The organism is Flavobacterium noncentrifugens, from assembly GCF_900100375.1.
GTDB classification, from domain to species: domain Bacteria; phylum Bacteroidota; class Bacteroidia; order Flavobacteriales; family Flavobacteriaceae; genus Flavobacterium; species Flavobacterium noncentrifugens.
Genome location: NZ_FNEZ01000004.1, coordinates 276,717 through 301,575 on the forward strand (window position 1 = coordinate 276,717; position 24,859 = coordinate 301,575).

Genomic DNA, 24,859 nt, shown 5'->3' on the forward strand with positions numbered 1-24,859 from the left:
CGACTGAGTATCTAAGTTTCTCATCGACTCAGTTAATCAAGCGCTTAGCAACTAACAAAATGAAAGAAATAAAAATATTTTCACCGGCAACAATCGCGAACCTTTCGTGTGGTTTCGATGTACTCGGATTGTGCTTAGACAATATTGGTGATGAAATGATCATTCGGAAATCTGATGAAAAAGGCATTCGGATCACTAAAATTTTCGGTGCTGATCTTCCTTTGGAAGCCGAAAAAAATGTCGCTGGCGTTGCGGCTTTAGCAATGTTGAACCATTGGCAAACCGACTTTGGATTTGACATCGAAATTTACAAAAACATCAAAGCAGGAAGCGGCATTGGGAGTTCAGCTGCAAGTTCTGCGGGAGCAGTTTTCGGTATTAATGAATTGCTCGGCAGGCCATTTGAAACAAAAGATTTAGTGCAGTTTGCCATGCAGGGTGAAAAGCTCGCTAGCGGAAGTGCACATGCCGATAATGTTGCTCCGGCGCTATTGGGCGGATTTACTTTGATTCGCAGTTATGACCCATTGGATATTATTAAAATAAATTCACCTTCAGAACTTTACGCGACGGTAATTCATCCACAGATTGAACTAAAAACTTCTGATGCAAGATCCGTTTTAAAACAAAATATTACACTCAAAAGTGCTATTGTGCAATGGGGAAATGTGGGCGGACTGATCGCTGGTTTGTATACTAATGATTACGATTTGATCGGACGGTCGTTGCATGATGAAATCGTCGAACCTTTGCGCAGTGTCCTTATTCCGGGTTTCGACCAGGTTAAAAATACAGCCATTCACAACGGTGCGCTTGGTGCCGGAATTTCAGGTTCAGGCCCATCGATTTTTGCTTTAAGCAGAGGAAAAGAAACCGCCGAAAACGTTGCTTTAGCTATGTCGAAAGTTTTCGACGAAATGAAATTGCCCTATGAAATCCACGTCTCACAAATCAATTCAAACGGCGTAAAAATTATCAGCCACGACTAAAATAATTCCAATGAAATATTACAGTTTAAATCATAATGCTCCCGAAGTGAACTTTGAACAAGCCGTTATCCAAGGGTTGGCTCCAGATAAAGGTTTGTATTTTCCGAAGAATATAAGTACCTTAAAACCTTCTTTTTTCGAAAATATTGAAAGTTATTCAAACGAAGAAATTGCATACGATGCGATCAAACAGTTTGTTGGTGACGAAATTCCGGAAACTGAATTGCGTAAAATTATCAAAGAAACTTTAAGTTTTGATTTTCCATTGGTCGAAGTAGAAAAAGACATCTATTCTTTAGAGCTTTTTCACGGGCCAACGATGGCGTTTAAAGATGTAGGTGCGAGATTTATGTCACGTTGCCTCGCCTATTTCAACAAAAACAATGACCAGAAAAATACCGTTTTGGTCGCGACGTCCGGAGATACGGGCGGTGCTGTTGCAAGTGGTTTTCTTGGCGTAAAAGGTGTAGATGTCGTAATTTTATATCCGTCAGGAAAAGTCAGCGACATTCAGGAACGGCAATTAACGACTTTAAGACAAAACATTCGTGCGCTTGAAGTCGACGGCGTTTTTGACGATTGCCAAGATATGGTTAAAAAAGCCTTTTTAGACAACAATCTGAATTTCAAAAATTTAACATCTGCCAATTCAATTAATATTGCACGTTGGCTGCCGCAGATGTTTTACTTTTTCTTTGCATATAAAACACTTAAAAAACACAAGAAACCTTTAGTGGTTTCCTGCCCTAGTGGAAATTTCGGAAACATCTGCGCTGGGATTTTAGCGAAGAAACTAGGATTGCCGATTGCCCATTTTGTCGCTTCTACCAATGCAAACGACACCGTTCCGAAATTCCTTGAAACTGGAACATACGATCCAAAACCATCAAAAGCAACGATCTCGAATGCAATGGATGTTGGAAATCCAAGTAATTTTATCAGGATCCAGGAAATGTATAACAATGATTTGGCAAAATTTGAGAAGGATTTTTCTTCATATTCATTTGATGACGAAGAAACAAAAGTTGCTTTAAAAACGATTTACAATCAAAACGGTTATATCGCGGAACCGCACGGCGCTGTTGGATATTTAGGCTTGAAGAAAGAGCTGAAAAATCATCCTGACGCGATTGGATTCTTTTTGGAAACTGCACATCCGATCAAGTTTTTAGATATTGTTGAAAATGTTTTAAACATAAAACTTCCGATTCCCCAGCAAATAGAAAGTGTTTTGGGCAAAGAAAAAATCAGCACTAAAATTAAAACTTACGAAGAACTCAAAGCATTTCTAAAAGCATAATCACAACACCAAATCTGCAAACAAGCGATCAAAAGTCTCGTCGATATTAGCACTCATTCCAGGATGCGGTCTTGACGTCTGGATTACAGAACTGCGAATTGCCGTAAGCCAACGAAAACGTTCCGGCACGTCAAACTGTGCAATTGGCCCGCCTTCCTTAAGTCCAAGACTGACTTTTTCAAAAGCGATCAGGTTTAAACGCAATTGATCCACATCAAGATCAGAAGCGAACAATGCCATTTTTTCCGCGTTAATTGTAAAGCGCATCCTGATGAATTTTGCTCTTTTGCAAAAGAGAATCACGCCGATATTCAGGAATTCCTCGCGGTCAACCCTTGGCACCACGCGGATTACGGCATATTCATATAAATGTTGCTCTTGCATTTTGGGCTTCTTTTATAAAAATTTCGGAATTATGGAGTCGGGTTTTGAGGAATTTTAAATAAATGTCGCGCAGTTCTTCGGCCGATTGTTCGGTTTCTTCCCATTGCAGCCAAATATCGGGAATCAATTCGACAATAGCGCGTAATTTTTCTTCTGTCAGTATTGCTTTGAATTCTCTATTCACTTCTTCAATTAGACTGGCTTGTGGCAACAAAACATGGTCTTTGATTAGTGCAAACGGACTCATCGCATGGCTTTCCCAATTTGTAAAAGAATGGTGGAAATACAAACAGGCACCATGATCAATGAGCCACAATTCTTTATGCCAGATCAGCATATTCGTGTTTTTGAAAGTGCGGTCGACATTGGTAATAAAAGAATCCAGCCAGACGATTTGCGAAGCGAGTTTGGCTTCGACATCGGTTACAACCGGATCAAAATTGATCGCACCGGATAAAAAATGCAACGCCAGATTCAAACCCTGGCTTCCTTTCAACAAATCCTGAATTTCTTCATCGGCTTCGGTGCGGCCGAAAGCTTCATCAAGGTTGGCAAACACGAGTTCGGGAACCGGAAGTCCGAGTGTACGAGCAATTTCGCCGCCAATCAATTCGGCAATTAACGCTTTTACACCATGTCCGGCGCCTTTAAATTTGAGTACGTATTTAAAATCGTCATCGGCTTCAGCGAGTGCTGGCAGCGATCCGCCTTCGCGAAGTGGTGCGATGTAGCGCGTAACGTTTATCGTTCTGAGTTGTAGGTTTTCCATTTGATGGTATTTTGCAGTGCTGCTGTACAAACTTACGAATAAGAATGTTTTGTCTTCGGGATTTTTTTAGACACAATTTACATAAATTTTCACAAATCGATTCATGTAAAATTCGTGTAATTTGTGGCATACAAAAGTTATTTTTCTAAAGACAAATAAGCTTTTCCGAGATTCTTGATAATATATGAAGCGATAAACGCATGTGTTCCGGTTTTTGGCAAAGCAATATCTGCAGTTAAGCCGTGAAGGTAAACACCTAGAATTGCAGCCTGGATTGGGTCGTAGGCTTGCGCCAATAATCCGGTAATGATTCCCGTTAAGACATCGCCAGTTCCGGCTGTGGCCAACGCTGCGTTGCCGGTTGTGTTTTGATAGCCATTTTCGCCGTCAATGATTTTTGTAGGCGCGCCTTTCATAACGATGATGATTTCATGCTGAAGTGAAAACTCAATCGTTTTTTGCAAAGTTTCTTCAGGAGTTTCGAAATGTCCGATGAGGCGTTCGAGTTCTTTTGGATGTGGCGTTAAGATCGTATTTTTTGGGAGTAATGACAACCATTCTTTGTGTTCTGATAAAATATTCAAAGCATCGGCATCGACGACCAAAGGTGTTTTTACAGTTTGCAGGAAATGATGCAGTGCATTTTGAACAGATTGCTCCTGCCCGATTCCTGGTCCGATTCCGATGGCTTGCGGAATGATCTCGAATGCAATGTCGGACAAATTTTTTTTCTCTTTATCCGTTAAAACCATGACCTCGGGAATGGCTGTTTGCACGATTTCGTAGCCGCATTCTGGGATGAAAGCTGTTACGAGTCCGCAGCCGGTATGCAATGCCGCTTTTGAAGATAAAGTGATGGAGCCAATTTTACCGTAGCTTCCGCCAATTAAAAGCGCATGGCCTTGTTTGCCTTTGTGGGTTTGCGGATCGGTTTTTTTGAGGATTTTTTGTATGGAAAGCTTTGTTATTTTTTGCATGTAAGTGTTGGTTTGTAAGAAGTTTAAAGTTACTCATTTCTGTTGGGACGAAAAAGTTAATCGTTTCCCAAAAGCCCTAGCCCTGATGAAAGCGGCATCCTTTTGCGGCGTAGCGCAGCGGAGCCGTAAAAGATATAGCGGACAGCAGGAATTGGCTCCTGAAAACAAATATAATTTGCATAAAATCACTATTAAATTTGGTAATTTTTGAATAAATTAGCGGCTTTAAAATTAATCACTACGAATAATGAAAAATACTGCACTCACGCAAATTCATGAAGATCTTGGCGCAAAAATGCTGCCTTTTGCCGGATACAATATGCCCATAACGTATGAAGGCGTGAATGCCGAACACGAAACGGTGCGCAACGGCGTGGGCGTTTTTGACGTGTCGCACATGGGTGAATTTTTACTGAGCGGCTTGAATGCGCTGGCTTTAATTCAGAAAGTGACTTCGAATGATGCTTCGGTTTTGACTGTTGGCCGTGCACAATATTCTTGTTTGCCGAACTTTGACGGCGGAATTGTAGACGATCTGATCATTTATAAAATGAAAGATGAACAGTATTTATTGGTTGTAAATGCTTCGAATATTGAAAAGGACTGGGATTGGATTTCGGCGCAAAATGATCTTGGCGTTGACATGAAAAACATTTCTGATGATTATTCTTTGTTGGCAATCCAAGGCCCGAAAGCCGTTGAAGCGATGCAGCCGTTGACATCTGTGAATTTATCAGAAATCAAATATTACCATTTTGAAGTGGCCGATTTTGCTGGATTTGAGCATGTGATTATTTCTGCAACGGGTTACACCGGTTCGGGCGGATTTGAGATTTATTGTAAAAACGACCAGGCAGAAGCGATCTGGAACAAAGTTTTTGAAGCCGGAGCAGCTTTTGGAATTAAACCGATCGGGTTGGCTGCACGCGATACGTTGCGACTCGAAATGGGTTTTTGCCTTTATGGAAACGATATTGACGATACGACTTCGCCTTTGGAAGCCGGTTTGGGCTGGATTACGAAATTCAATAAAGATTTTACGAATTCTGAAAACCTGAAAAAGCAAAAAGAAGCTGGAGTTTCTAAAAAATTAATCGCTTTCGAATTGGTTGAACGTGGCGTTCCGAGACATGATTATGAAATTGTGGATGCTTCAGGAAATGTAATTGGAAGAGTGACTTCGGGAACGATGGCGCCTTCATTAAACAAAGGCATCGGTTTGGGTTATGTGACTACTGAAAACAGCGCTGTGGATAGTGAAATTTTTATCAGGATCCGAAAAAAAGATGTGGCGGCTAAAGTGGTGAAATTGCCTTTTTATAAAAAATAGTTTTGAACCATTAAGGAATTAAGAAAAATTAAGTCATTAGCTTAATGGCCTTAATTCCTTGATGGTTTAAAATTAAAAAATGATTGCTGTTTTAAATGAGCAATCTTAAATATTCCTAATGTTTCGCAACTACAATACATATTTTTTTATGCTTTTCGCATTGGCACCATTTGCGGTTTTCAGCCAATCTGAAACGAATGCGTGCGAAACTTTGTCAAGAATTAATTTAATTGTTCAGCAACAGCATTACCGGCCGAAACCGGTTGATGACAGTTTGTCTGTTTATGTTTTTAAGACTTTTATTGACAAGCTCGACGAAAACAACAATTTATTTTTGCAATCGGAAATCGATTCGCTTTCGAAAAACCGCTTGAAAATCGACAATTACATTTTAGCAAAAGACTGTTCTTTTCTTGGCGAAATATTTACGGTTTACAATCGTGCGATCGATCGTTACAGTAAAGTGATTTCTGAAATCAAGCAAGAAAACTTTCCGCTTGAAAGTACTGAAAGTGTTCAATTTTCGAAAACTGCTTTTCCTTATCTGAAAGACGAAACGCAACTGAAAGCGTTTTACAAAAAAAGCATGTTGTTCAGCGTTTTGAAAGACATGGCTGAAGTGAGTACGAATGTAGATTCGGTCTGCGCCAATTTCATGCAGATTGGACTTGCTTCAAGACTGAAGGTTTTTGACCGTTACCAATGCAAAACTTCAGGCTATCGTTTTTCTGAAAAAGATTTTAATTCCAAATTCTTTTCGGTGTTCTGCTCCTATTTTGATCCGCATACCGAATATTTTTCGGAAAGCGATAAATCGTCATTTTTGTCAATGGTCAGTGCCGACAACCTGACTTTTGGGATTTATTTTTCGATGAATGAAAAAGATGCGATCGCAGTTGACGGATTGATTCCGGGAAGTTCAGCTTATTTTACGCAGAAGATTGATGTGGGCGATGAATTGCAAAAGATCAAATACCAAAACCAGGAATTCAATGTGTATTGTTCGGCTTTGGACTTGATTGAGAAAATTATCAGCTCGAACGATTACCTGTCAGCTGAATTTACTTTCCGGAAAAAAAGCGGCGAAATCTACTCGGTCCCGCTCGTGAAAAAAGTCATGAAAGATTATGAGAACAACGTGTTCAGTTACATCATTCAGCAGGACAACACAAAAACCGGCTATATTAAAATCCCGAGTTTTTACGATACTTTTGAGAACGGGAAAACTGCGGTAAGCCGCGATGTTGCACGGGAAATTAACAAACTCAACAACGATAAGATCGACGGATTGATCATCGATCTTGAAAACAACGGCGGCGGATCGATGGAAGAAGCGATCAAACTGACCGATTTCTTCCTTGGTGCCGGGCCGGTGGCTATTATGGACGACCACTTAGGAAAGCACGAAGTCATCGAAAACTACAGCCGGAAGAAGTTTTATTCCGGGCCGATGGTTGTCATGATTAATGGATTTTCAGCATCGGCAAGCGAATTTTTTACCAATGCGATCCAGGATTACAACCGCGCGATTGTCATCGGAAACCAATCGCAGGGCAAAGCATCAATGCAGCAGATTTTACCACTCGGCGAACGAAATGACGAATATTTAAAACTGACCCTGGAGAAATTTTACCGCGTAACCGGAAAAAGCAACCAGACTTCGGGCATTACCCCAGACATTGAAATTCCGGCTTTATTCGACAAGCAGATGCCGCGCGAAAGTACATATCCAACTGCATTGAAAAGCGATATGGTTTTGAATCCGGTGAAGTTTCCGGCATTCGACAGCCAGTTTAAATTGCACGAAATCGAAGTCAGCAAAAAGCGGATCAGCGAAAGCTTGCCATTGGCACAAATCAAAAAAATAAATGTCAGGATCGATGCGGCTTACGATGCTGCGATGCCACCGATCATTTTGCAATATGACAATGTGTTTCGCGAAGTCAACCGCATCAATACTTTATGGAAGGAAATCCAGGCCGTTTCTGAAACCGAATATCCAATGAATGTCGAAAACAATACATTTGATTCCAATTACCAGAAATCCGATTTATACCTCAGCAACAGCAACGGTGAAAAGATCAAAGCGATCAAAAGCAACCTGCATATTGTAGAGGCGGTCAATATTTTAAATGACCTGTACAAGCATCCAAAATAGCAGTATCGAAAAATTGAAAAAATCATTTGAAAAACAAGTATAAATCTTATTTTTGTGGCCAGAATCCGGTCAAAAACAATTTATAATTATGGGAAGAGCGTTTGAGTTCAGAAAAGGCAGAAAAATGAAACGGTGGTCAGCAATGGCCAAAGCATTTACGAGAATTGGTAAGGATATCGTCATGGCGGTGAAAGAAGGCGGTCCAAATCCGGAAGCAAATTCCCGACTCAGAGCGGTCATCCAGAATGCAAAGGCTGCGAACATGCCGAAAGAAAACGTAGAAAGAGCGATTAAAAAAGCGACTGATAAAGATACAGCAAATTATAAGGAGGTATTGTTTGAAGGCTATGCGCCACACGGAATTGCGCTGCTGATCGAAACGGCGACCGACAACAACAACAGGACTGTCGCAAACATTAGAAGTTATTTCAACAAATGCAACGGAACGATGGGAACGCAAGGTTCGGTTGAATTTATGTTCGATCACACTTGTAATTTCCGAATTCCTGCAGAAGGCATCGATGTCGAAGAAATGGAACTCGAATTCATTGATTTTGGAGCGGAAGAAATCTTTGCAGATGAAGACGGAATCCTGATTTATGCGCCTTTTGAAAGTTTTGGAGCAATCCAAAAAGAACTCGAAAACCGCAAGATTGAAATATTATCTTCGGGATTTGAAAGAATTCCGCAAGTGCTTAAAAAACTGACTGAAGCGCAAGTTGCCGACGTGGAGAAATTATTGGAGAAAATTGAAGAAGATGATGATGTGCAGAACGTGTATCATACGATGGAAGAATAGTCAATTAATGGACAATTGATAATGAAACTCTGGGTGGAAATCCGAAGTTTTTTATTTGACGCTATTATAAAACAAAAAATCCCGAAACTATTCGGGATTTTTTTATTCTTATAACTGATAATTATCAATTGTCCATTATCAATTATTTTATAAATTCAATCTTTTGCGCTTCTTCAGCGTTTACGCTGTCAAAGAAACCTTGCTCGTTCATCCATTCATCGCTGAATACTTTGCTCATGTACCTTGAACCGTGGTCAGGGAAAATGGCGATAACATTGCTGTTTGCATCAAATTCGCCTTCTTCTGCATATTGTTTGATTGCCTGTAATACTGCACCAGAAGTATAACCTACAAATAAGCCTTCTCTTTTGGCGATTTCACGGGTCGCGTGCGCACTTTCTTCATCGGTTACTTTGATGAATTTGTCAATCAGATCGAAATCTGTTGCCGATGGAATCAGGTTTTTTCCAAGACCTTCAATTCTATATGGATAGATTTCATTGTTGTCGAATTCTCTGGTTTCGTGGTATTTTTTCAATACCGAACCAAATGCATCAACTCCTAAAATCCTGATGTTAGGGTTTTTCTCTTTTAAGAATTTTGCTGCTCCTGAAATCGTTCCTCCCGTTCCGCTGCAAGCGATAAGATGCGTAATTTTTCCATTGGTTTGCTCCCAGATTTCCGGGCCTGTGGATTTATAGTGCGCATCAATATTGAGCTGGTTAAAATATTGGTTGATATAAACCGAACCTTTTGTCTCTTCGTACAAACGTTTGGCAACATTGTAATAAGACCGTTCGTCGTCAGCAGAAACGTTTGCCGGACAAACATAAACTTTTGCGCCCATGCTGCGAAGCATGTCAATTTTATCTCTTGACGATTTTGAGCTTACTGCCAAAATGCAATTATAGCCTTTAATAATACTTACCATGGCAAGGCTAAAGCCTGTGTTTCCGGAAGTCGTTTCGATTATCGTATCGCCCGGAGTTAAAATTCCTCTCTTTTCGGCTTCTTCAATAATATATAGTGCAATTCTGTCTTTGGTAGAATGGCCCGGATTGAAAGCTTCTACTTTTGCATAGAAATTTCCTTCTAAATTTTCGGTCACTTTGCTAAGCTTAATCAGCGGCGTGTTCCCAATTAATTCCAGGACATTATTGTAAGCTTTTATTTCTTCTTTCATAAAAAAATAGTTAATCAAGGTAAATCTCAATTTTCATTGACCTCAAATCCTTGCAAATTTAACAAAAAAATTCTAATTAGATTTTTATTTTTTCCAAATCTAATAAAAAACTGAATTCCTTGGCGACTTCCTTTAACGCTTCAAACCTTCCCGAAGCGCCACCGTGCCCTGCATCCATGTTGGTATCGAGGAACAAAATATTTTTATCTGTTTTCAGGGCCCTGAGTTTTGCCACCCATTTCGCTGGTTCCCAATACTGTACCTGGGAATCGTGCAAGCCTGTCGAAACATACATATTTGGATAATCCTGTGACACGACATTGTCATAAGGCGAATACGACTTCATGTAATCGTAATATTTTTTAACGTTTGGATTTCCCCATTCGTCATATTCCCCGGTTGTAAGCGGTATGCTGTCGTCTAGCATTGTCGAAATCACATCTACAAAAGGCACCTGAGCAATCACACCATGGTACAATTGCGGTTCCATATTAACGATGGCACCCATAAGCAAACCTCCTGCAGAACCGCCTTCGGCGTACAAATGCTCTGGCGAGGTAAATTTTTCGGCAATGACAAATTTTGAGCAATCAATAAAATCTGTAAACGTATTTTTCTTTTTTAACAACTTTCCGTCTTCATACCAATGGCGGCCGAGTTCTTCGCCTCCGCGGATGTGCGCAATCGCATAAACGAATCCGCGATCAAGCAGTGACAAACGCGCTGATGAAAAATAAGCATCCATCGAAGCGCCATAAGATCCGTAAGCGTAAAGCAAAAACGGGTTGCTTCCGTCTTTTTTAAGGCCTTTTTTATACACTACAGAAATTGGTATTTTCGTTCCGTCATTGGCTGTAGCCCAGATTCGCTCCTCAATATAGTTATTTTTATCGAATTTGCCTCCAAGAACCTGCTGTTCTTTTTTGACTTCCTTCGTTTTGGTCTTCATGTTAAAGTCGATTACCGATGACGGCGTTGCCATGGATTGATAGCTGTAACGCAGGATCTCGGTATCAAAATCGACATTTGTAGTCGTAAAAGCAGTATACGTTTCGCTTTCGAAAGGCAAATAATACTCGCCTTTTCCGCTCCACGGCATGATCCGGATTTTATGCAGTCCGTTCGAGCGTTCTTCCACAACGAGATAATCTTTAAAAATTTCAATGTCTTCAAGTAAAACATCGGTGCGATGCGGAATCACATCAATCCAATTGTCTTTTGAAGTCGCATTTTCAGGCGTTTTCATCAATTTGAAATTTTCCGCTTTGTCTTTATTGGTTACAATATAAAAGCTGTCGCCGAAGTGCGAAATGCCATATTCGAGTCCGCGTGTCCTTTTCTGGAACACTTTAAATTTATCGTCTGGTTTATCCGCTGGCAGAATCTGAAATTCGGTTGTTAGTGTGCTCGAAGACAAAATCACAATATATTTTCTCGATTTTTCTTTGCTTACAGAAACATCAAACGTTTCGTCTTTTTCATGAAAAACCAACACATCATCGTTTTCAACTGCTCCAATTTTATGTTTGAAGACTTTATCCGAACGCAACGTCACTAAATCTTTTCTTGTATAAAAAATCGTCTGATTGTCATTCGCCCAAACCGAGCTTCCGGTCACATTTTCGATCTTATCAGATAAAATTTCACCAGTCTGCAGATTTTTTACCTGAATCGTAAAAATCCGTCTTCCAACAATGTCGGTTCCAAATGTCGCAAACTTATTGTCCGGACTAATGCTCATTCCGCCAAGCTGGAAATAAGAATGCCCTTTTGCGAGTTCGTTGCAATCGAATAAAATTTCTTCATTCTCCTCTAAACTGCCTTTTTTCCGGGAATAAATCGGGTAATCTTTTCCGGTTTCAAAACGCGTGATGTAAAAATAACCGTTGTATAAATAAGGAACAGAAGCATCGTCTTCCTTGATGCGGGCTTTCATTTCCTCAAACAAATCGCTTTGGAATTGCTTGGTCGAGGCCGTCATGGCATTGTAGTAATCATTTTCTTTATTCAGGTAATCGATCACTTCGGGGTTTTCACGTTGGTTGAGCCAAAAATAATTGTCAGTTCGCTTGTCGCCGTGTTTTTCTAAAATGGTGGGTTTAATTGTGGCAATTGGTGCTTTAACGGTTTCTGACATTGAAATGTTTTTGTTTTGAGGATAAGATGATGCAAAAATAACACAAAGGCTACTGATGGCGATGGTATTTTTCATCTAAATATTTGTGGTATTTCAACTTGCAATTTAGTAATTTCACGGCTCAGAAACTATAAAATTTATAAACATGTTTGGAGACCTGATGGGAATGATGGGCAAGCTTAAAGAAGCCCAGCAAAAAGTAGAAGAAACAAAAAAGCGCCTCGACACGGTACTGATTGATGAACAGAGCAATGACGGTTTATTAAAGGTGACTTTAACCGCAAATAGAGTCCTAAAATCTGTTGCAGTTGCAGACGAATTGCTCGAAGACAAAGAGCAGCTTGAAGATTATCTGGTGCTAGTTATGAACAAAGCGATTGCACGCGCCACCGCTATAAATGAAGCCGAATTGGCCGCGGCAGCTCAAGATGGCATGCCGGACATTCCGGGAATGGATCTGTTTAAATAGTCAAAAGTCTGAAAGTCAAAAGTCGAAAGAATATACTTTGCGTATAAGCTTTCGACTTTCATTTGTCTTTTTTTTTGACTTTCCGACTTCAGACTTTCTCAAAAAACCATCTTCCCCAAAGCTTCCAAAACATACGAATGCATGACTTCCTTATAATCAAGATGTGTTACAATCCGCAGTTTCCCCTGTCCCATCGAACTAATCGCAATGTTTTTCTGCTTTAATTTTTCGATGACGAGGTTTTCATCCAGTCTTGGGCGAACGGAAAAAATCAGGATGTTCGTTTCAATCGGTTCGACTTTATCAACCCAGTTTAATCTTTGCAGTAAGGCACCAAGTTCTTTCGCGCGACGGTGGTCGTCTTCGAGTCTTCCAACGTGGTTGTTGAGTGCGTAAATTCCGGCTGCAGCCAAATATCCGGCCTGTCGCATGCCGCCGCCCAATATCTTCCGAACGCGAAAAGCACGATTAATCGTCGCCTTATCCGATATCAAAACCGAACCGATCGGCGCGCCTAAACCTTTACTCAAACACACCGAAATCGTATCAAACAGCTGCCCGTAAATCCTCGGATTGTCGCGTTTTACAACCAAAGCATTCCAGATCCGCGCGCCATCCAGATGAAATTTCAGGTTATTTGCATCGCAAACGGCTTTGATTTTCTTCAGTTCTTCAATGTCATAACACGCGCCGCCGCCTTTGTTCGTCGTGTTTTCCACACAAACCAAACTCGTCAGCGGACTGTGGTAAAATTCGGGCGGATTGATTGCAGAAGCGACTTGTTCAGCCGTAATCATGCCACGGTTTCCATCGAGCAAATTACACGAAACCCCGCTGTTAAACGACACGCCACCGCCTTCATAATTGTAAACATGTGCCCATTTGTCAGCGATCAATTGTTCGCCGGGCTGCGTTAAAAGCTTAATAGCGGTTTGGTTTGCCATTGTTCCCGAAGGAAAAAACAACGCGCTTTCCATCCCAAAAATATTCGCGACTTTTGCCTCCAACTCATTGACTGTCGGGTCTTGCTTGTAAACATCGTCGCCCACTTTTGCCTGAAACATGTATTGCAACATTTCCGGCGTTGGTTTGGTCACAGTATCGCTTACTAAATTTATTTCCATATTCTCAAACAGATGTCTTATTTTTGTGCCACAAAAGTGACAGAAATTTTTTATTTTTGAAGCTGTTTCCCGCTATCCGCTGCAATCTTTTCATTGCTTCAGCCCTGTCTTTCAAAGAAGTGCATCAAGGCAATAAAAAGGATTTCCGCTGCTATCGGGGCTAGGCCATTCTGCACCAAAACAACTAACGACAAAATTACACTATTTATGACAAATACCGAACAAATAAAAGGTATTGTAGAGCGCCTTGGTGCGTTGAGGAGGTATCTTTGACATTGATGCCAAGCTTGTAGAAATTACCAACGAAGAGGAAAAAACCTTTGCACCCGACTTTTGGAACAACGCCAAAGAAGCCGAAATCATTGTCAAGAACCTGAGAACCAAAAAGAAATGGGTCGAAGATTATAACAAAGCCATCGATATGGCCGATGAATTGCAATTGGCCTATGAATTTTACCGCGAAGGCGAACTTTCGGGCGAAGAACTCGACGAACAATACGAAAAAACCAACACTTTAATCGAAAACATCGAATTCAAGAACATGCTTTCCGATGAAGGCGATTCTTTGAGTGCGGTGTTGCAAATTACTGCCGGAGCTGGTGGCACCGAAAGTTGCGACTGGGCTTCCATGCTCATGCGCATGTATATGATGTGGGGCGAAAAGAACGGTTACAAGATCAAGGAACTCAATTTTCAGGAAGGCGAAGTTGCCGGAATCAAAACCGTCACGCTCGAATTTGAAGGTGATTATTCTTTCGGATATTTGAAAGGCGACAACGGCGTCCACCGATTGGTGCGCATCTCGCCTTTTGATTCTAACGGAAAACGCCACACTTCTTTCGCCTCGGTTTACATTTATCCGCTTGTCGACGATTCGATTGAAATCGAGATCAATCCCGCCGACATTGAAATCATTACGTCACGTTCCAGTGGCGCAGGTGGGCAAAACGTCAACAAAGTCGAAACAAAAGTGCAGCTTTTCCACAAGCCTACCGGAATCCAGGTGCAGTGTTCGGAAACACGTTCGCAACAGGACAACCGACAGCGTGCGATGCAAATGCTAAAATCGCAATTGTACGAAATCGAACTCAAAAAGCAAATGGCGCAGCGTGCCGATATCGAAGCCAGCAAGATGAAAATCGAATGGGGATCGCAGATCAGGAATTATGTGATGCATCCTTACAAACTCGTGAAAGATGTCAGGACAAGCCACGAAACCAGCGACGTAGAAGGCGTTATGAATGGCGACATTGACGAGTTTTTGAAGGCGTATTTGATGATGATGGGACAGAAAGAGGAAGATAATTAAAAATTTACAATAATCAGTGTTTTTACATTCAAGGAAATAAAAAAAGGCTTCAATAATTTGAAGCCTTTTTAGCGATTGACATTTCCTTTCATGATCAATTATACATTATCAATCAGCTTTAAATTTACGGAATAATTTTCCCTTCAATAGAATCGTCATAAGTCTCGCCTACAACTGCGCCATAAGCCCTTTTTGCCATACCAACGAGAATGTTGTGTTTGGTGTCCCAGTAATACCCTTCGGTTGGGATGATCCTGATGACGGTAATCCTCGGATCGTCTTTTCCTTCGGTAAACCAGGTTTTCATGATCGGATCCCAAAGTTCGTCGATTTTGGTTTTGTCAGTCGAAATCTCAGCTTTGCCATACACGCTTAAAAAGTCGCTGTAACTTGAGCCTTGAAATAGCAATTGTACTGCCGAATCTTCTTCAAGTTCTTTGTTTTTATGGCTGTCATTAGCACTCAGGAACCAGAAATTTGCATTGTCATCAATTTTTTCGGGTGCCATTGGGCGTGAAGAAAAACTTCTTCCGGTCTGTATCTTCGTACAAAAAAAGCACGATCCGGCTTTTCCTGCCAATGTTCTGATCTTTTCGATGGCTTCGTCGCCAAACAAATTTTCAAAATTATCTTCTTTTTGGTTTTTGTTGATGCTGTCCATAATTGTGGTTGTTTTGTTTTCTATAAAGATAATCAACGAGCAGATCGTTTTTTTTATACGATTGGATTGCAATGTTGCACGATTGCGCGATGGTCGATTATCTGTAAAAAACTTTTGGTTACATTTGGATTTCAAATTTCTGAACCGATGAAAAAAATTTTTTTATTGCTGATTTTTCCGATGCTTATGCACAGCCAGGACCTTAAAATTATGACCTATAATATTCGTGTGGATTTTGGCGGTGACGGCGCAAATAACTGGGAATTCCGACGTGATTTCCTCGCACAGCAAATCCAGTTTTACCAGCCTGATTTCATTGGCACACAGGAAGGAAAAGTGCATCAGCTGCAATACATCGACAGTACTTTGACCTATTATAAATTCATTGGCACCAGCCGCGACAATTCGAAAACTGAAGGCGAATTCAGCGCGATTTTTTACAATGAAAAAAAATTCAAACTGCTTGAGGAGTCGACTTTCTGGCTGTCGGAAACGCCTGAAAAAAAATCGAAAGGCTGGGACGCGGCTTACGAGCGCATCTGCACTTACGGGTTTTTTCAGGACATTAAGACAAAAAAGCAATTTTACGTTTTTAATACGCATCTGGATCACATTGGCATAACTGCCAGAACCAACGGCGCAAAACTGATCCTTGAAAAAATGAAAGCCGTCAACACAAAAAACCTTCCTGTGATTTTTACCGGGGATTTTAACAGCGAAACCACTTCTGACTCTTACAAGCTGATTTCCAAAGCGATGAACGACTCCAAAAACATCAGCCAGTCAAAACCTTTCGGGCCATCGGGAACCTTTAATAATTTTGAATTCCAAAAACCTGTAACCCTATTGATAGATTACATTTTTACATCAAAAAACAACATCACAGTCAATAAACATGCGGTTTTAAGCGATTCCAAGGACTGCAAATATCCATCAGACCATTTGCCGGTTTTTGCTGAAATCTCATTCCTAAAATCATGAAAACACACATCGCATTGCTGCGCGGCATCAACGTGAGCGGACACAAAATCATCAAAATGGAACTGCTTCGGAAAGTTTTATCAGAATTGGATTTAGATAACATCAGGACTTACATCCAAAGCGGAAACATCATTTTCGAAAGCAATTCATCGGATATTTCAAAGCTTGAAATGCAGATCGCAGCGAAAATCGAGGAACATTTTGGCTTTGTCGTTCCGGTGACGGTTGTTACGCCTGGCGAACTTTTTGCCATCATCAACAAAAATCCATACGCAAAAGCAACCCTTTCTGATGCGGCGCAGCCTTATGTTTCCTTTCTATCGGAAATTCCAAAAAATGACTATCTTGAAGTTCTAAAAACTATAGATTTTAAAGGTGATGCATTTATCAGCATCGACAAAACGCTGTATATATGGTATTCTAATTTTGCCGGAAACAGCAAACTCAGCAATGCCATTATCGAAAGCAAACTCAAATTGCGGTCGACGGCCCGAAATTGGAAAACGGTCTTGAAGTTGTATGAATTGGCTACAGCCAAATAATTACAGCCATTCGGCCAATGAAATCCCGATGCCCACAGTGGTTTGGCGGTAATTGTAGTCGATCAGCGTTTCGCCATAACCATGCGATGCCTGCAGGTAGGCTTTTAAATTTCCCTTGATCGGATAGGACCATGAAAAGGTTAAATTGCCTCTGATTTTTGAACCAACGTCTAAATTGTGGCTCGCAATCAATGAATACACGCTTCCGTTTTTGGTATAGATTACATTGACATCGCCATGCCCGATGAATTTCGAAATATCGGGATTGTCGTCTTTGGTATCTTTAAGGCGAATCCAAGGGCGAATGTAAACGCTCCAGTCTTTGCGGTCGAATCCGGCGTGAAAAATAATCCGGTTCCAGCTTCTCGAAAACGGCAGGCTTTTTCCATTTGATTGATGGTTAAACGTTACTCCGGCCATTCTGGCGCGAAATCCGAACAACTTGAAATTCAGCGGTGCATTTAAAATGATTTCAGGCTCATAATTGATTTCCCGAAACGGACGCGACATTTCATTATTATACAATTGCCAATGTGAAACCTGAGTATAAGCACCCCACAAATCGACATGATTCCAGAAAAGTCCCTGGAAAATCTTCGTTTTAAAACTGATCTGGAACTTCGCTTCAATGTTGTTGAAATTTGTCCCCGGAGGCGCAACATAATCGGGATTGCCATTGCCTGAATAGGGTGTTTCGTTCGGCAGGTCGGAATATCTAAAAGGCAGAATGTAAATAGGTTTATAAGGTGTGATCAGGAAAGTTCCTCGAATGGCAGTCGTATCGAGTTCCCAGCGCTCGGTCATGCTGCGCATCTTAGTGGTGTTCGTTAAAAAGGTATTGACCTGTGCATATGTTTGAAAAGAAAGCAGAATAAGAATAAGATATAGAAATTTCGGGAAATTTTTCATTTACGGATTGATATGGGATTGGCGCAAAATTAACGGTTTTGCAAACAATTGAATTTACATTTATGCGTTTAATGTTTACAAAACTCCGCAACAAATTTTTTACAAATTAGGAAGTTTATCCTTAATTTGTTTTATTTGGAAAATATTAACAATTTGAATCCCCAAAATCATCCCTATGAGATCATTCACAATCCATCAAATCAATGACATTTTGCAAGGTGTTATTGTGGGCCATACGAGCCAGAACATCACTGCACCTGAACAATTGGAATTGGCGAATGGAAATGAGATTTCATTTATCGGAAATAAAAAATATGAAAAATTCTGGCAAAATTCGAGTGCCTGCGCTGCAGTAGTCAATCAGGATATATCGATTGAGCCAGGCGATAACAAAGCCTTCATCAAAGTTAAAAATGCTGATCTTGCGATGTCGCAACTGCTGGAGCTTTTTGCCCTTGCCGCTCCTGCATTCGATCATGACATTCATGAAACGGCAGTAGTCCATAAAACAGCAAAAATTGGAAAAGGCGTGCGTATCGGTGCCGGATGTTACATTGGCCCGGATGTTGTCCTCGAAGAAAATGTTACGATTTATCCAAATGTTACGATTTTAGACGAATCTACCATCGGGAAAAACACCACGATCTGGTCTGGTGCTGTCGTTCGCGAACGCTGCCACATTGGAAGCCATTGCATCCTGCACCCAAATTCGACCATTGGCGCTGACGGTTTCGGATTTCGCCCTTGCCCGGAGCGCGGTTTGGTCAAAATTCCGCAAATCGGAAATGTCATCATTGGAAACGGTGTTGAAATCGGGGCCAATTCATGTGTAGACCGTGGAAAATTCAGTTCAACCGTGCTTGGTGACGGCTGTAAAATCGACAACCTTGTCCAGATCGGGCACAACAGCAAACTTGGGAAATTCTGCATTATGGCAGGAAACAGTGGGCTTGCCGGTTCAGTCACTTTAGGAAACGGCGTGATCATTGGCGGAAGCGCCTCTATCAAAGACCATGTCACCATTGGCGACGGCGCTATTGTAGGTGCAGGTTCAGGTGTTGCGGCTGATATTCCGGCCGGAAAAACCATGTTGGGCTACCCGGCTGTGGAAGCACGAGATGCATTAAAACAATGGGCGATCTTAAAAAGACTGGCTCAGGCGCCAAAATAATTCCTTATTTATTTTTATGAAATTGCGTTTATCGGAAGGTAGATGAAAAACGTGGTGCCCGCTCCCGGCTGGCTTTCAACAGTGATAAATCCGGAGTGGTTTTCAACAATTCGTTTGCACAAGGCAAGCCCGATTCCTGTTCCAGGATAAGAAACGCGGTCATGCAGGCGTTGAAAAATTGTAAAAATCTTATCTGCATATTTTTGGTCGAAGCCGATTCCGTTGTCTTTAACGGTCAATTCCAAATATTTTAATTCGGGTTGCAAATTGGTTTCAAACAGAATATCCTCAAAATCCATTTCACGTGAAGTGATTTTAATTTGCGGATGTGTTTCAGAAAATTTCAAGGAATTTCCGATCAGGTTTGAAAACATTTGTGTGATCTGCAACGGAATAACGGCAATAACCGGAATGGAATCAATAACAATTGCTGCCTGCTTTTCTTCAATCAGCAATTCAAAATCAACCAATACATTTGCGATCAAGTCATTGATGCTTGCCGGTTTAAACTGCTGGTCTGAATTGGAAAGCCTGCTGTAATTGAGCACTGCTTTGATCAATTCGCTCATGCGCGCCGCAGAGGTGTTGATTTTGCCGAAATACCGCAAAACCATCTCGGGATTGTCGAGGTTTTTCTCGAGCATGTCTGAAAACATCTGGATTTTTCTCAGCGGTTCCTGAAGATCGTGCGAAGCTACGTAAGCAAACTGCTCCAGTTCCTTATTCTGGAATTGCAATTCTGCATTGTATTGGTGCAGCTTGTCTTCAGCAGTTTTACGCTCGGTTAAATCCCGAGTTACTTTTGAAAACCCTATGATGTTATTTTTTTTGTCGTGTAAAGCCGTTAGCGTAATGCTTCCCCAGAAAACACTGCGGTCTTTCCTGATGCGGTAGCCTTCATGGACTGCCCTTCCATTCACAGTAGCTTCGTTAATAAGGCGTTGTGGAAGTTTGTTTTTTTGGTCGGTAGGCAGGTAAAAAATTTCAATGTTTTTACCAATGATTTCCTTTTCAGAATAGCCTTTAATTTTTTCAGCGCCTAGATTCCAGTTTAAAATTGTTCCGGACTTATCGAGCAGCAAAATGGCATAATCCTGAACTTCTTCAGTCATGCGCTGGTAACGCTCTTCGCTTTTTTTGAGTTCTTCGTTTTTCCTGATCAGTTTTCGGGTGCGTTCTGCTACTTTTTCTTCAAGCTCGGCAGACTGTACTTTGTGTTCTGTAATATCGAGGACTGTACCGTACATTTTGACCGGCGACTCGTTTTCATAAATGATCTTTCCGTTGAGCCTTACCCAATGAATGCTGCTGTCTGGCCAAACAACACGCGCTTCATAAAAAAGCAGTCCGGTTTTTCTTGCTTGCAGATGTGCGGCGGTGCGTATCGAAACATCTTCTGGGTGAATGCGGCTGCTAAACTCCGATTGTTTCAATATTTGTTTGGGATCAAATCCGAAAATCTCTGCCAGTCTTCCTGAATGCAAAAATTCCGATGCTTCAATATCCCATTCAAAACTGCCAATACGGGCAGCATCAATTGCTAATTTAAAGCGCAGTTCACTGTTTTCGATTTTCTTCCTCGCCTCTACCCTTTCGGTAATTTCGTCGGCAAGTACCATGATCCCGGAAATGGTTCCGTCTTCGTCATACAAAGCCTCATAAACAAATTTGACGTAGATTTTTTCTTCAACGCCATCCCTAATTAATCTGAGCGGAAGCTCTTCAGCTACAAAGGCTTTTCCTGTGGTAAAAACAGCTTTTAGCAATTCTTCAAAACCTTGTTTCCCAGCATCGGGCATGCCTTCAAAAACAGGTTTATTTAATACTTGCTTTGCCGTTTTTCCCCACAGTGACAACATTTTTTCATTTGCAATTTCAACCACAAATTTTGATCCTTTTAAAATTGAAATGGCTATTGGCGCCTGTAAAAACAAGTTGCTGAGTTGTTTTTCTATTCGACTCCTGGAATCTGTAAGTTTGAGTTGTGATTTCACGCGAGCCAATAATTCTTTTGCAGAAAAAGGCTTGACGAGATAATCATCGGCACCCAATTCATATCCTTCGATTTTCGCTTCTTCGCCTGCTCTTGCAGATAACAAAAGCACCGGGATTTTTCTTGTAACCTGATCGTTTTTAAGCAACCTGAGCAATTCAATACCATCCATTACTGGCATCATGATGTCGCTGATGATCAAATCAGGAAGTTTTTTATTTATGATTTCAACGGCTTCGCGGCCATTTCCGGCAACCGCAATTTCGTATTGGCTTTCGAGCAATTTGGAGATGTATTCCTGCATGTCGGCATTGTCTTCAACAATTAAAACGGACGGTTTTGATTCGTTCTCAAAATTTGTTTCAGTTGCTGATTTTTTAACGATCAACCTTTCCGCTTCATCAGCAAAATAATTCGAACTGATAATGTCATCTGAGATATTTTTTTCCAGAATCTGTGACAATGGCAAATGCTTTTTTCCTATCGGAATCTGGATCTTAAATGATGCGCCTTCACCTAATTTACTTGTTGCGTCAATACTTCCACCATGAAGCTTTACAAGCTCTTTCACCAGCGAAAGCCCGATTCCCGTTCCTTCATAACTTCTGCCCGATGCATTTTTCACGCGGTGAAAGCGTTCAAAAAGATGTTTCATTTCATTTTCTGGGATTCCGCTTCCGGTATCGGTGACTTTTAAAGTAGCAACAGATGCATCACTGGAAACAGCAACGGTTATTTTTCCGTTTAGCGTATATTTAAATGCATTTGATAATAGATTGAGAACAATTTTTTCCCACATTTCCCTGTCCACATACACTTCTGCATTGGTATCGGATTGAATTTCAAATTCCAACCCCGCTTTTTCGATTAGCGAACGGAACGTACTGGCAATATCTGCTGTAAATCCTCCAAATGAAACGGGCTGGTAAGCCGCTTTGATACGCCCCGATTCAATCCGGCTAAAATCCAGTAATGAATTAACCAAACGCAGCAGGCGCATCGCATTCCGATGTGTGATTTCAAGATTTGCACGGTTGCCTTCAGGATCATTTGAATCGTTGTTCAGCATTTCCTCAAGCGGCCCAAGCATTAAAGTCAGCGGTGTGCGGAATTCATGGCTGATGTTGTTAAAAAAAATGGTTTTCGCCTTATCGATTTCTGCGAGTGACTCTGCCCTTTTCCGCTCTTGTTTAAACGCATAAGCATTGGTCAGCGCATTTGCGATCTGGTCGGCCACAAGGCTAAAAAATGCAGAATAATTGTCGTCTAAAAGCCGGTATGGGTTCACGCCAACGCACAAAACCGCAAATGGTTTTTTGTGTTTGCTTTGCATGATCGGAATCAGCAATGCTTTGTCCGGCGAACGGTTCCAAACTGTTGTAGGTATGCTTCCAAAACGTGCCGTAATCCCCGAGACTTCAGTGATATTTCCGGTTTCAATCGTTAGTGCCAATTCTTTGAGTGCTGCCGATTGCGTTTTTAAGTCTATTTTCGGCAATGCCATTTCAGATGACAAATCGTTTGGCATGTTGCCACACAATTCGAGTTCGGTTCCGTCATCGCTTACCTCATATAATACTACAAACGGGAAGTCTTGGGGGTTTTCGCGCAACGCTTCCAATGAACGCACATAAATTTCAGTATTGCTGGTCAGCTTCAACAAATTTTTGGACAATTCGCGAAGCGTATGCAGTTGCCGCCCGGCAAGGATTCGTTGCGTATCTTCGGTATTGGCACAGATGATTCCCTGCGTCGTGCCGTCGGATCCTGGAACCGGGCTATATGAAAAGGTGTAGTAGGTTTCTTCGGTATAGCCATTGCGTTCCATCAGCAAAAGCAAGGCTTCGTCATACGTTCCGATATTTTGCTCGAGTACTGTTTTTGCTCGCGGGCCAATTTCATCCCAGATTTCCTGCCAGACTTCATGTGCTGGTTTTCCAAGTGATTCGGGGTGCTTTCCGCCAACAATCGAAATGTAAGCGTCATTGTAAAGATTGATCAGTTCCTTTCCCCACCAAATAAACATCGGCTGTCTTGAAGTCAGGATGATGCGAATACAGATTTTCAGGCTTTCAGGCCAATTTGACGGAGATCCTAACGACGTTTGAGACCAATCTTTAGACCGTATCAATTCACCGGTAATGCCGCCGCCCTGTAAAAACGATTCTTGGGATTCAGAAGGTATTTTCGACATTTATAATTTTTTCGCCATCTGTTAATTCACAATTTGCCGAAGCATTGCAACAAGCTCTGCCATATTTGAAGGCTTGATCAGGAAATCCTTTGCACCCGACGCCAATACTTCTTCAACGAGTTTCGGGCTGCCGGAAGTAGAATAAATATACACCGGAACTTCCTTTAACCGCTCTATCTTTTTTATGGTCTGAAGGCATTGTTTTCCATCCATAAGCGGCATGTTCATATCAATAAAAATATGATTTGGAACCATGTATGCATTTTTTGTAAGCTGGTCAATCGCATCAACACCATCTTTTGCAAAAAAACATTCGATAGAATCGTCAATTTCGGTCATCGCTGTACAAAAAAAATCGCGGTCATCTTCATCGTCATCAATAAAAAAGCATTGTTGTGGCATTGTTTGGCAAATTACGGAGTGACTAAGTTAAATCTTTTATATCAAAAAATATAACGAAAGAAAAATTTAAAGCGGCAAATTCAAAAATAATTGCGACTGTAAAGCATTCTTTTAAGGTATTTATATTAATGTCGCCCACAAATTTGAAGTATTTTGTTTACAGATTTCTTACACGATTTACCGCTAACCTTTCAAAATTAACATATGAATTAAAAATGATGTAACGTTTAATCAAATTGTTGTAAATCAAAATGAAGGGAAAAATGAAACTTTGTATCTTAAAATCAATCAGATGAAAGCACTTTGGAAAGGCGGAATTAGCTTCGGTCTTGTAAATATTCCGGTAAGATTGTTTAGCGGATCGGTTACGCACCGGATTGATTTGGATATGATCCGAAAAAAAGACCAATGCGCGATCCAATATGTACGCGTTTGCAAAAAAGACGGAAAAGAAGTACCCTGGGATGAAATTGCAAAAGGTTACAGAAAGGAAAACGGCGATTATGTGATTCTTGACAAAGATGAAATTGCAAAAGCAATGCCCGAAAAAACACAAACGATCGACATTTTTGAGTTTGTACTCGAAGATGAGATTCCGTCGCAATACCTCGAAAAACCATACATTGTCGAACCCGAAAAAGCCGCTGCAAAAACCTACGCCCTGCTTCGTGCGGCACTTAAAAAATCCGGAAAAGTCGGTTTGTGCAAATTTGTGTTGCGGCAATCCGAACACCTAGGGATTTTAAAGGTAGAAGAAGATGCTATTCTATTGATCCAAATCAGGTTTGACCAGGATTTGCGTGATCCGAAAGAAGCCAAATTGCCTACAGGAATTACGATCCAGAAAAAGGAACTCGATATGGCGATGAACATCATCGACCAGCTCACCGAAAAATTTGAACCCGAAAAATACAAAGACACCTACAAAGACGAATTGATCAAACTCATCAAGAAAAAAGCAGCTGCTCCAAGCAAAAAAACGCCTGTTTTAAAAGAACGACGCGCAAAAGCCAAAACCGGCGCTGCCGACGATTTGCTCGAACAATTAAAAGCCAGCCTTAAAGCAATAAAAAATTAA

21 protein-coding genes are annotated in these 24,859 nt (G+C 41.1%); 11 read left to right on the forward strand and 10 right to left on the reverse strand.

What is annotated here, in order from left to right:
• Nucleotides 1-59: 59 nt before the first annotated feature.
• A complete protein-coding gene (locus BLS32_RS13340; protein ID WP_091396754.1) occupies nt 60-989 on the forward strand; it encodes a homoserine kinase in 930 nt (309 codons plus the stop codon).
• A 10-nt stretch (nt 990-999) separates the two neighbouring features.
• Entirely contained in the window at nt 1,000-2,289 is a 1,290-nt protein-coding gene (thrC, locus tag BLS32_RS13345) for a threonine synthase (RefSeq protein WP_091396757.1), read from the forward strand.
• On the opposite strand, the gene BLS32_RS13350 is transcribed toward thrC, so the two are convergent.
• From BLS32_RS13350 to BLS32_RS13360, 3 genes are all read right to left on the reverse strand, one after another.
• Entirely contained in the window at nt 2,290-2,673 is a 384-nt protein-coding gene (locus BLS32_RS13350; protein WP_091396761.1) for a DUF3037 domain-containing protein, read from the reverse strand.
• Entirely contained in the window at nt 2,651-3,442 is a 792-nt protein-coding gene (locus BLS32_RS13355; protein ID WP_091396764.1) for a HipA family kinase, read from the reverse strand. The genes BLS32_RS13350 and BLS32_RS13355 overlap by 23 nt, the downstream gene beginning before the upstream one ends.
• 137 nt (nt 3,443-3,579) lie before the next feature.
• A complete protein-coding gene (locus BLS32_RS13360; protein ID WP_091396768.1) occupies nt 3,580-4,419 on the reverse strand; it encodes an NAD(P)H-hydrate dehydratase in 840 nt (279 codons plus the stop codon).
• A 247-nt stretch (nt 4,420-4,666) separates the two neighbouring features.
• Here BLS32_RS13360 and gcvT point away from each other — a divergent pair, with 247 nt between their 5' ends.
• The 3 genes from gcvT to BLS32_RS13380 all read left to right on the forward strand — a co-directional run bounded on the left by gcvT (nt 4,667) and on the right by BLS32_RS13380 (nt 8,706).
• A complete protein-coding gene (gene gcvT, locus BLS32_RS13370) occupies nt 4,667-5,749 on the forward strand; it encodes a glycine cleavage system aminomethyltransferase GcvT (protein WP_091396774.1) in 1,083 nt (360 codons plus the stop codon).
• 118 nt (nt 5,750-5,867) lie between these two features.
• A complete protein-coding gene (locus tag BLS32_RS13375) occupies nt 5,868-7,907 on the forward strand; it encodes a S41 family peptidase (protein ID WP_091396778.1) in 2,040 nt (679 codons plus the stop codon).
• A gap of 88 nt (nt 7,908-7,995) precedes the next feature.
• A complete protein-coding gene (locus BLS32_RS13380) occupies nt 7,996-8,706 on the forward strand; it encodes a YebC/PmpR family DNA-binding transcriptional regulator (protein ID WP_091396781.1) in 711 nt (236 codons plus the stop codon).
• 142 nt (nt 8,707-8,848) lie between these two features.
• Here BLS32_RS13380 and BLS32_RS13385 read toward each other — a convergent pair whose 3' ends face one another.
• Nucleotides 8,849-9,889, reverse strand: a complete 1,041-nt coding sequence (locus BLS32_RS13385) for a cysteate synthase (protein WP_091396784.1) — start codon at nt 9,887-9,889, stop codon at nt 8,849-8,851.
• Nucleotides 9,890-9,965: 76 nt separating this feature from the next.
• Nucleotides 9,966-12,026 (reverse strand): S9 family peptidase, encoded by a 2,061-nt coding sequence (locus tag BLS32_RS13390; RefSeq protein ID WP_091396963.1) that lies wholly within the window; start codon nt 12,024-12,026, stop codon nt 9,966-9,968.
• A gap of 145 nt (nt 12,027-12,171) precedes the next feature.
• On the opposite strand from BLS32_RS13390, the gene BLS32_RS13395 reads away from it, so the two are divergent.
• Nucleotides 12,172-12,495 carry a YbaB/EbfC family nucleoid-associated protein gene (locus BLS32_RS13395; RefSeq protein WP_091396787.1) on the forward strand — a complete coding sequence of 108 codons (324 nt, stop codon included), beginning with the start codon at nt 12,172-12,174 and terminating at the stop codon, nt 12,493-12,495.
• 98 nt (nt 12,496-12,593) lie between these two features.
• Here BLS32_RS13395 and BLS32_RS13400 read toward each other — a convergent pair whose 3' ends face one another.
• Nucleotides 12,594-13,619 (reverse strand): threonine aldolase family protein, encoded by a 1,026-nt coding sequence (locus BLS32_RS13400; protein WP_091396789.1) that lies wholly within the window; start codon nt 13,617-13,619, stop codon nt 12,594-12,596.
• 207 nt (nt 13,620-13,826) lie between these two features.
• Here BLS32_RS13400 and prfB point away from each other — a divergent pair.
• Nucleotides 13,827-14,928 (forward strand): peptide chain release factor 2 gene (gene prfB, locus BLS32_RS13405; protein WP_139171777.1). Its coding sequence is split into 2 segments (ribosomal slippage): nt 13,827-13,889 and nt 13,891-14,928, totalling 1,101 coding nucleotides; the frame shifts between segments, so codons are not numbered across the junction.
• Between the two features lie 124 nt (nt 14,929-15,052).
• Here the strand turns inward: prfB and BLS32_RS13410 are convergent.
• Nucleotides 15,053-15,589 carry a pyridoxamine 5'-phosphate oxidase family protein gene (locus BLS32_RS13410; protein WP_091396795.1) on the reverse strand — a complete coding sequence of 179 codons (537 nt, stop codon included), beginning with the start codon at nt 15,587-15,589 and terminating at the stop codon, nt 15,053-15,055.
• A gap of 147 nt (nt 15,590-15,736) precedes the next feature.
• Between BLS32_RS13410 and BLS32_RS13415 the strand changes: the two genes are divergently transcribed.
• Nucleotides 15,737-16,570 carry an endonuclease/exonuclease/phosphatase family protein gene (locus BLS32_RS13415; protein WP_091396965.1) on the forward strand — a complete coding sequence of 278 codons (834 nt, stop codon included), beginning with the start codon at nt 15,737-15,739 and terminating at the stop codon, nt 16,568-16,570.
• On the forward strand, nt 16,567-17,112 hold the full coding sequence (locus BLS32_RS13420; RefSeq protein ID WP_091396798.1) for a DUF1697 domain-containing protein: 546 nt from the start codon (nt 16,567-16,569) through the stop codon (nt 17,110-17,112). Before BLS32_RS13415 ends, BLS32_RS13420 begins: the two co-directional genes overlap by 4 nt.
• Here BLS32_RS13420 and BLS32_RS13425 read toward each other — a convergent pair whose 3' ends face one another.
• Nucleotides 17,113-18,021, reverse strand: a complete 909-nt coding sequence (locus BLS32_RS13425; protein WP_091396801.1) for a phospholipase A — start codon at nt 18,019-18,021, stop codon at nt 17,113-17,115. It lies immediately after the preceding gene.
• 175 nt (nt 18,022-18,196) lie between these two features.
• Between BLS32_RS13425 and lpxD the strand changes: the two genes are divergently transcribed.
• On the forward strand, nt 18,197-19,192 hold the full coding sequence (gene lpxD, locus BLS32_RS13430) for a UDP-3-O-(3-hydroxymyristoyl)glucosamine N-acyltransferase (RefSeq protein WP_091396804.1): 996 nt from the start codon (nt 18,197-18,199) through the stop codon (nt 19,190-19,192).
• A gap of 14 nt (nt 19,193-19,206) precedes the next feature.
• On the opposite strand, the gene BLS32_RS13435 is transcribed toward lpxD, so the two are convergent.
• Both BLS32_RS13435 and BLS32_RS13440 read right to left on the reverse strand, forming a co-directional pair.
• Nucleotides 19,207-23,379 (reverse strand): ATP-binding protein, encoded by a 4,173-nt coding sequence (locus tag BLS32_RS13435; protein ID WP_091396808.1) that lies wholly within the window; start codon nt 23,377-23,379, stop codon nt 19,207-19,209.
• A 21-nt stretch (nt 23,380-23,400) separates the two neighbouring features.
• Nucleotides 23,401-23,781 carry a response regulator gene (locus tag BLS32_RS13440; protein WP_091396811.1) on the reverse strand — a complete coding sequence of 127 codons (381 nt, stop codon included), beginning with the start codon at nt 23,779-23,781 and terminating at the stop codon, nt 23,401-23,403.
• Nucleotides 23,782-24,073: 292 nt separating this feature from the next.
• Here BLS32_RS13440 and ku point away from each other — a divergent pair, with 292 nt between their 5' ends.
• A complete protein-coding gene (gene ku / locus BLS32_RS13445) occupies nt 24,074-24,859 on the forward strand; it encodes a non-homologous end joining protein Ku (protein WP_091396813.1) in 786 nt (261 codons plus the stop codon).

Bases quoted from the DNA above. Each gene is read 5' to 3' on its own strand.
- BLS32_RS13340 (WP_091396754.1), top strand. From the start codon at position 60: ATGAAAGAAATAAAAATATTTTCACCGGCAACAATCGCGAACCTTTCG.
- thrC (WP_091396757.1), top strand. From the start codon at position 1,000: ATGAAATATTACAGTTTAAATCATAATGCTCCCGAAGTGAACTTTGAA.
- BLS32_RS13350 (WP_091396761.1), bottom strand. From the start codon at position 2,673: ATGCAAGAGCAACATTTATATGAATATGCCGTAATCCGCGTGGTGCCA.
- BLS32_RS13355 (WP_091396764.1), bottom strand. From the start codon at position 3,442: ATGGAAAACCTACAACTCAGAACGATAAACGTTACGCGCTACATCGCA.
- BLS32_RS13360 (WP_091396768.1), bottom strand. From the start codon at position 4,419: ATGCAAAAAATAACAAAGCTTTCCATACAAAAAATCCTCAAAAAAACC.
- gcvT (WP_091396774.1), top strand. From the start codon at position 4,667: ATGAAAAATACTGCACTCACGCAAATTCATGAAGATCTTGGCGCAAAA.
- BLS32_RS13375 (WP_091396778.1), top strand. From the start codon at position 5,868: ATGTTTCGCAACTACAATACATATTTTTTTATGCTTTTCGCATTGGCA.
- BLS32_RS13380 (WP_091396781.1), top strand. From the start codon at position 7,996: ATGGGAAGAGCGTTTGAGTTCAGAAAAGGCAGAAAAATGAAACGGTGG.
- BLS32_RS13385 (WP_091396784.1), bottom strand. From the start codon at position 9,889: ATGAAAGAAGAAATAAAAGCTTACAATAATGTCCTGGAATTAATTGGG.
- BLS32_RS13390 (WP_091396963.1), bottom strand. From the start codon at position 12,026: ATGTCAGAAACCGTTAAAGCACCAATTGCCACAATTAAACCCACCATT.
- BLS32_RS13395 (WP_091396787.1), top strand. From the start codon at position 12,172: ATGTTTGGAGACCTGATGGGAATGATGGGCAAGCTTAAAGAAGCCCAG.
- BLS32_RS13400 (WP_091396789.1), bottom strand. From the start codon at position 13,619: ATGGAAATAAATTTAGTAAGCGATACTGTGACCAAACCAACGCCGGAA.
- BLS32_RS13410 (WP_091396795.1), bottom strand. From the start codon at position 15,589: ATGGACAGCATCAACAAAAACCAAAAAGAAGATAATTTTGAAAATTTG.
- BLS32_RS13415 (WP_091396965.1), top strand. From the start codon at position 15,737: ATGAAAAAAATTTTTTTATTGCTGATTTTTCCGATGCTTATGCACAGC.
- BLS32_RS13420 (WP_091396798.1), top strand. From the start codon at position 16,567: ATGAAAACACACATCGCATTGCTGCGCGGCATCAACGTGAGCGGACAC.
- BLS32_RS13425 (WP_091396801.1), bottom strand. From the start codon at position 18,021: ATGAAAAATTTCCCGAAATTTCTATATCTTATTCTTATTCTGCTTTCT.
- lpxD (WP_091396804.1), top strand. From the start codon at position 18,197: ATGAGATCATTCACAATCCATCAAATCAATGACATTTTGCAAGGTGTT.
- BLS32_RS13435 (WP_091396808.1), bottom strand. From the start codon at position 23,379: ATGTCGAAAATACCTTCTGAATCCCAAGAATCGTTTTTACAGGGCGGC.
- BLS32_RS13440 (WP_091396811.1), bottom strand. From the start codon at position 23,781: ATGCCACAACAATGCTTTTTTATTGATGACGATGAAGATGACCGCGAT.
- ku (WP_091396813.1), top strand. From the start codon at position 24,074: ATGAAAGCACTTTGGAAAGGCGGAATTAGCTTCGGTCTTGTAAATATT.